The organism is Streptomyces sparsus, assembly GCF_054776295.1.
In genome coordinates this window covers 1,535-7,395 of record NZ_BAAHCA010000169.1, presented here as the reverse complement: position 1 = coordinate 7,395, position 5,861 = coordinate 1,535, and the positions used below count along the sequence as shown (strand labels likewise).

At 72.8% G+C, this 5,861-nt stretch carries 5 protein-coding genes; 3 read left to right on the top strand and 2 right to left on the bottom strand.

The window, feature by feature from the left end; all coding sequences use genetic code 11:
- Window positions 1-154: 154 nt before the first annotated feature.
- On the top strand, window positions 155-1,669 hold the full coding sequence (locus ACYVE9_RS11025) for a N,N-dimethylformamidase beta subunit family domain-containing protein (RefSeq protein WP_461027598.1): 1,515 nt from the start codon (window positions 155-157) through the stop codon (window positions 1,667-1,669).
- A 69-nt stretch (window positions 1,670-1,738) separates the two neighbouring features.
- The gene (locus ACYVE9_RS11020; protein WP_461027597.1) at window positions 1,739-2,650 is read left to right on the top strand and encodes a phosphoribosylaminoimidazolesuccinocarboxamide synthase; all 912 of its coding nucleotides are present in this window, start codon (window positions 1,739-1,741) and stop codon (window positions 2,648-2,650) included.
- A 74-nt stretch (window positions 2,651-2,724) separates the two neighbouring features.
- Here the strand turns inward: ACYVE9_RS11020 and ACYVE9_RS11015 are convergent, their stop codons facing one another.
- Window positions 2,725-3,399, bottom strand: coding sequence for a GntR family transcriptional regulator (locus tag ACYVE9_RS11015; RefSeq protein WP_461027596.1), 675 nt, complete (start codon window positions 3,397-3,399; stop codon window positions 2,725-2,727).
- Window positions 3,400-3,523: 124 nt separating this feature from the next.
- Window positions 3,524-4,993 carry an aminotransferase class III-fold pyridoxal phosphate-dependent enzyme gene (locus ACYVE9_RS11010; RefSeq protein ID WP_461027595.1) on the bottom strand — a complete coding sequence of 490 codons (1,470 nt, stop codon included), beginning with the start codon at window positions 4,991-4,993 and terminating at the stop codon, window positions 3,524-3,526.
- 130 nt (window positions 4,994-5,123) lie between these two features.
- On the opposite strand from ACYVE9_RS11010, the gene ACYVE9_RS11005 reads away from it, so the two are divergent.
- The gene (locus ACYVE9_RS11005) at window positions 5,124-5,738 is read left to right on the top strand and encodes a DJ-1/PfpI family protein (RefSeq protein WP_461027594.1); all 615 of its coding nucleotides are present in this window, start codon (window positions 5,124-5,126) and stop codon (window positions 5,736-5,738) included.
- Window positions 5,739-5,861: the final 123 nt, after the last annotated feature.

Sequence of the window (5,861 nt, the reverse complement as noted above, 5' to 3'; positions counted from 1 at the left end):
CTGCGGCGACCCGGCCTCCGCCGGCACCGGCGGCGGCCGGCCCCCGGTGGGCGGTCGAACAATTCGCGACGAACGGTAACGGTTCCACTGCGGCATGTGATGTGCTGGACGCAGCATCCGGGGGAACGCGGGGCCGACGGGAGGGGCACACCAGGTGGGGACGGAGCAGATCCGGCGCTGGGAGTCGGGAGCACTGGCGCATGCCGTGACGGATCCGTTCGGTCAGGGCCCGCTGCCCTGGTTACGCGGCAGTGAGCACTACTTCGAGAACGGCCGGGTCGTGCCCTGGTACGTCGACCGGGCCGACTTCGCCGAGGGTGGTGTGCAGACGGCCCCCGGCCCGGGCGGCCGCGTCCTGCCGGCCCAGCGGGCCGGCGCGGGTTCGTCCCGGACGGCCGACGACGTGCGGTGCCAGATCAAGGGCTTCACCTCCACCGGCGCGGTGGCGCCCGGCGAGTCCATCGACTTCCGCGTCACCGTCAACCCGCCGCAGCCGTTCAGCGTGGACGTCTACCGCATCGGCCACTACGCGGGTGAGGGCGCCACCAAGATCACCACGAGCCCCCGGCTGTCGGGTATCGTGCAGCCGGAGCCGCTCGCCGCCGACCGCACGGTCTCCTGCCACCACTGGTGGCTGTCGTGGCGGCTCCAGGTGCCCGAGTACTGGAATCCCGGCGCGCACGTCGCCGTGCTCACCACCGCCGACGGCTACCGCTCGCACATCCCCTTCACCGTCCGGGACATGCGCAGCGCCGACCTGCTGCTGGTCGTCCCCGACATCACCTGGCAGGCGTACAACCTCTTCCCGGAGGACGGGCGCAGCGGCGCCAGCCTCTACCACGCCTGGGACGACGAGGGCCGGCTGCTGGGCGAGGAGGACGCCGCCACCACGGTCTCCTTCGACCGCCCGTACGCCGGCTCAGGGCTGCCGTTGCACGTGGGACACGTGTACGACTTCATCCGGTGGGCGGAGCGCTACGGCTACGACCTGTCCTACGCCGACACCCGCGACCTGCACGCCGGCCGGATCGATCCCACGCGGTACCGCGGCCTGGTGTTCGCCGGGCACGACGAGTACTGGTCGGTGCCGATGCGGCGGGCCGTCGAGCGGGCCAGGGACGGCGGTACCGCGCTGGTCTTTCTCTCCGCCAACACCATGTACTGGCAGGTGGAGCTGAGTTCGCTGCCGTCCGGGGAACCGGACCGGCTGCTGACCTGCCGCAAGCGGCGCGGCCCCGGCCGGCCCGCGCTCTGGCGGGACCAGGGCCGTCCCGAGCAGCAGCTGCTGGGCATCCAGTACGCGGGCCAGGTGCCGTCGCCGCATCCGCTGGTCGTGCGCAACGCCGACCACTGGCTGTGGGACGCCACCGGCGCCGGTGAGGGCGACGAGCTGCCCGGGCTCGTCGCCGGTGAGGCGGACCGCTACTTCCCGCGGACGTCGCTGCCGGCCCACACCCGCCGCATCCTGCTCGCGCACTCCCCGTACCAGGACCGGGCGGGGGCGCGCCGGCACCAGGAGACGTCGCTGTACCGGGCGCCGAGCGGTGCGCTGGTCTTCTGCTCGGGCACTTTCGCCTGGTCACCGGCGTTGGACCGGCCCGGCCACGTGGATCCGCGGGTGCAGCGCGCGACGGCGAACCTGCTGGACCGCATCTGCAAGCGGGATTGACCCCGGCGGGCCGTCCTTTCCTGGGTAGGCGAGAATCGGAGAACTCTGCCCAGACCTGATGGAGGACCCGTGTCCGGATTCGTCGAGAAGCCCGAGCCCGTGCAGGTGCCCGGTCTGGTGCACCTGCACACCGGCAAGGTGCGCGACCTGTACCGGAACGAGGCCGGCGACCTGGTGATGGTGGCCAGCGACCGCATCTCGGCCTACGACTGGGTGCTGCCGACCGAGATCCCGGACAAGGGCCGGGTGCTCACCCAGCTCTCGCTGTGGTGGTTCGACCAGCTCAACGACCTGGTGCCGCACCACGTGCTGTCCACGGAGGTGCCGCCGGGCGCCCCGGCGGACTGGGCGGGCCGGGTGACGGTGTGCCGTTCGCTGCGCATGCTGCCGGTGGAGTGCGTCGCACGCGGCTACCTGACGGGTTCCGGCCTGGCCGAGTACCAGCAGACCCGCACGGTCTGCGGTCTGGCGCTGCCGGAGGGCCTGGTGGACGGTTCGGAGCTGCCCGCGCCGATCTTCACGCCGGCCACCAAGGCCGACGTCGGGGAGCACGACGAGAACGTGCCCTACGAGGAGGTCGCCCGGCAGGTGGGCGCGGAGACGGCGGCCCAGCTGCGGCAGTCGACGCTCGCCGTGTACAGCCGGGCCCGGGAGACCGCCCGGCAGCGCGGCATCGTGCTGGCCGACACGAAGTTCGAGTTCGGGGTGTCGGAGGAGAACCCGGAGGGCCTGGTGCTGGCCGACGAGGTGCTGACCCCCGACTCCTCGCGCTTCTGGCCGGCCGAGGAGTGGGAGCCGGGCCGGCCCCAGCCGTCGTTCGACAAGCAGTTCGTGCGGGACTGGCTGACGGGCCCGGACTCCGGCTGGGACCGCGCGGCCGACACTCCGCCGCCGCCGCTGCCGGACGAGGTCGTCGAGCGGACGCGCCAGAAGTACGTCGAGGCCTACGAGCGGCTCACCGGCACGCCGTGGAACGGCTGACGCCCCGCACCTGACGCCCGGGAGCAGGGCCTTCGGCCCCGGGCGTCAGGGCCCGGCCTCTCGGGCCCGACCCCTCAGGCCCCGGCGGCGGCGAGGTCGCGTATCAGGGTCAGCGAGTGGCCGTTGTAGTCGGCGATCACCCGTTCGGCCGTGGCGGCGTCCTGCCGCTCTATGGCGTCGGCGAGATCGAGGTGCCCTGCCCAGAGCAGGCCGCGCAACTGGCCCTGGGCGCGGAGGTGCGGCACGGCGAACACCCAGCAGTGGACGCGGACCCGGTCCAGGAAGTCGGAGATGTAGGGGTTGCCGACGAGTTCGCCGGTCTCCCGCCAGAAGCGCAGGTCGTAGGCGATGAGGACGTCCAGGTCGCCGGCGAGTGCCGCCCGCCGGGAGGCTTCGGCGCGTCGCCGGATGGACGCCACCCGGTCCGCGTAGGAGGCGGGGGCCGGGCGGGCCGCCGAGGTGCGGAACACGCCTTCGATGATCAGCGTCCGGGCTTCGACCATGGCGGTGAAGTCCGCCAGGGTGAACCGGTGCACGCTGAAGCCGCGGTGCTGGTCGGAGTCGAGCAGGCCCTGGGCGGTGAGGTCGACGAGCGCCTCGCGCACCGGGGTGGCCGAGACGCCGTACTGCTCGGCGATCTCCTTGACGGTGAACTGCCTTCCCGCCGGCAGGCGCCCGGCCAGCACCTCGTCCCGCAGAGCGTCCGCGATCTGTTGGCGCAAGGTGCTGCGGGTGATGGCGGGGGCCATGGGAGCGTTCTCCTTCGTGGGGGCTTCGGCCACCCTAGGACAGGTTCTCCCCGGCACCACCCCCTGAACATCGGCTCCGCCGGCCGGGGCCCGCCGGAGGTGCGACCCGGCGGGCGGGCGGACGTCAGCCGGCGGTGTACGCGTCCGTGACGGTGAGCGCCTCGTCGAGCGCGGCGAGGCCCTCCTTCGCCTCGGCCTCGCTGATGGTGCACGGCGGCACCACGTGGGTGCGGTTCATGTTCACGAAGGGCCACACGCCGCGCTGCTTGCAGGCCGCGGTGAACTCGGCCATCGGCTGGTTGTCGGCGCCGGAGGCGTTGTACGGCACGAGCGGCTCCCGCGTCTCGCGGTCCCGGACGAGTTCGAGGGCCCAGAACACGCCGAGGCCGCGGACCTCACCGACCGAGGGGTGGCGGCGGGCGAGTTCGCGCAGGCCGGGCCCGAGCACCCGCTCGCCGATCATGGCGGCGTTCTCCACGATGCCCTCGTCGGCCATGGCGTTGAGAGTCGCCACGACCGAGGCGCAGGCCAGGGGGTGACCGGAGTAGGTGAGCCCGCCGGGGTAGGGGCGCTGCCGGAAGTCGGCGGCGATGCGCTCGGAGATGGCCACCCCGCCCAGCGGCACGTAACCGGAGTTGACGCCCTTGGCGAAGGTCACCAGGTCGGGGACCACGTCGAAGTGGTCGAGCGCGAACCAGGCACCGGTGCGCCCGAAGCCGGCCATCACCTCGTCGAGGATGAAGACGATGCCGTGCCGGTCGCAGATCTCCCGCACGCCCTGGAGGTAACCGGGCGGCGGCACCAGGATGCCGGCGCCGCCGACGACGGTCTCCAGGATGATCGCGGCGATCGTCTGCGGCCCCTCGAACAGGACCGTCTGTTCGAGGTGGGCGAGGGCGCGTTCGCACTCCTGCTGCTCGCTGTCGGCGTGGAAGGGCGACCGGTAGGGGTAGGGGCCCCAGAAGTGCACCACGCCGGCCGTCCCGGTGTCCGACGGCCAGCGCCGCGGGTCGCCGGTCAGGTTGATGGCCGCGGCGGTGGCGCCGTGGTAGGAGCGGTACGCGCTGAGCAGCTTGGGGCGGCCGGTGTGCAGCCGGGCCAGCCGCACGGCGTTCTCGACCGCCTCGGCGCCGCCGTTGGTGAAGAAGATCTTGTCGAGGTCCCCGGGCGTCCGGGCGGCGATCAGGCGGGCGGCCTCCGAGCGGACGTCCACGGCGAAGCCGGGTGCGACCGTGCACATGCGGCCGGCCTGCTCCTGGATCGCGGCGACCACCTTGGGGTGCTGGTGGCCGATGTTGGCGTTGACCAGCTGCGAGGAGAAGTCGAGGTAGCGGTTGCCGTCGTAGTCCCAGAAGTAGGAGCCGGCGGCCCGCTCGACCGGCAGCGGGTCGATGAGCTGCTGCGCGGACCAGGAGTGGAAGACGTGCGCCCGGTCGGCCTCCTTCACCGCTTCCTTCGCCGCTGCCCGGGTGGCGGTTCCCGGCTGCGTTCCGGTGCCCGCCGACGCGTCGGCCACGGCCCGCGCGGAGGTGTCCGCCGGCGCCGCCACGGCTTCTCGGGACTGACGGTCGGGGCCGCTGGGGTGGGTGCTCATGGGTTTCCTCATCACTCGCCGCTCCGGAGTCTCAGCGTAAGCCTCGAACGTGGTCCACGAACCCGAGACATTGACAGCATGTTGCCATTAGGACAGGATACTGTCATCATCACTCGTTCGAGGAGCAGCCATGAACAGCGTCCGCACCGTGCACGTCGCCCTCTACGACACCCTCGCCGACTGGGAGATCGGGCTGGTCACGCCGTACCTGCGCAAGAACGGCTGCCGCGTGGTGACGGTCGCCGAACAGACCGGGCCGGTCACCACGATGGGCGGCCTGCGTGTGCTGCCCGACCTCACCCTCGCCGCGCTGCGGCCCGCGGACAGCGCGCTGCTGATCGTGCCCGGCGCCGAGGACCATCAGCGCCGGATCTCCCCGTTCGCCGCGAAGGCCCGCGAGTTCCTCGCCGCCGGAGTGCCCGTCGCCGCCATCTGCGGGGGCGCCGCCGCGCTGGCCGCCGAAGGACTGCTGGACGACCGCGACCACACCGCCGCGGTGCCGGAGGCGCTGGCCGCCACCGGCTACGCGGGCGGCAGCCACTACCGCGAGGCCGACGCGGTCACCGACGGCGACGTCATCACCGCCGGGCCCACCGAACCAGTGGCCTTCGCCCGGGAGATCCTCGCCCGGCTGGAACTGCTGGACGCCGAGGTGCTCGACGCCTGGTTCCGGCTGTACGCGCACTCCGACGTCAGCGCCTACGGCACGGCCATGGCCGCCGAGGGCAGCGGGCAGCCGGCGTGACGGGCGAGCAGGGAGGGACGGGCGAGTGCGGAGGCAGAGCATGACGGGCGAGCAGGGTGAGCGCGGGGAGCAGGGTGAGCGCGGGGAGCAGGGTGAGCGCGGGGAGCAGGGTGAGCGCGGGGA

Coding starts and splice junctions, on each gene's coding strand:
- ACYVE9_RS11015 (WP_461027596.1), bottom strand. CDS start 3,399: ATGGCCCCCGCCATCACCCGCAGCACCTTGCGCCAACAGATCGCGGAC.
- ACYVE9_RS11010 (WP_461027595.1), bottom strand. CDS start 4,993: ATGAGCACCCACCCCAGCGGCCCCGACCGTCAGTCCCGAGAAGCCGTG.
- ACYVE9_RS11005 (WP_461027594.1), top strand. CDS start 5,124: ATGAACAGCGTCCGCACCGTGCACGTCGCCCTCTACGACACCCTCGCC.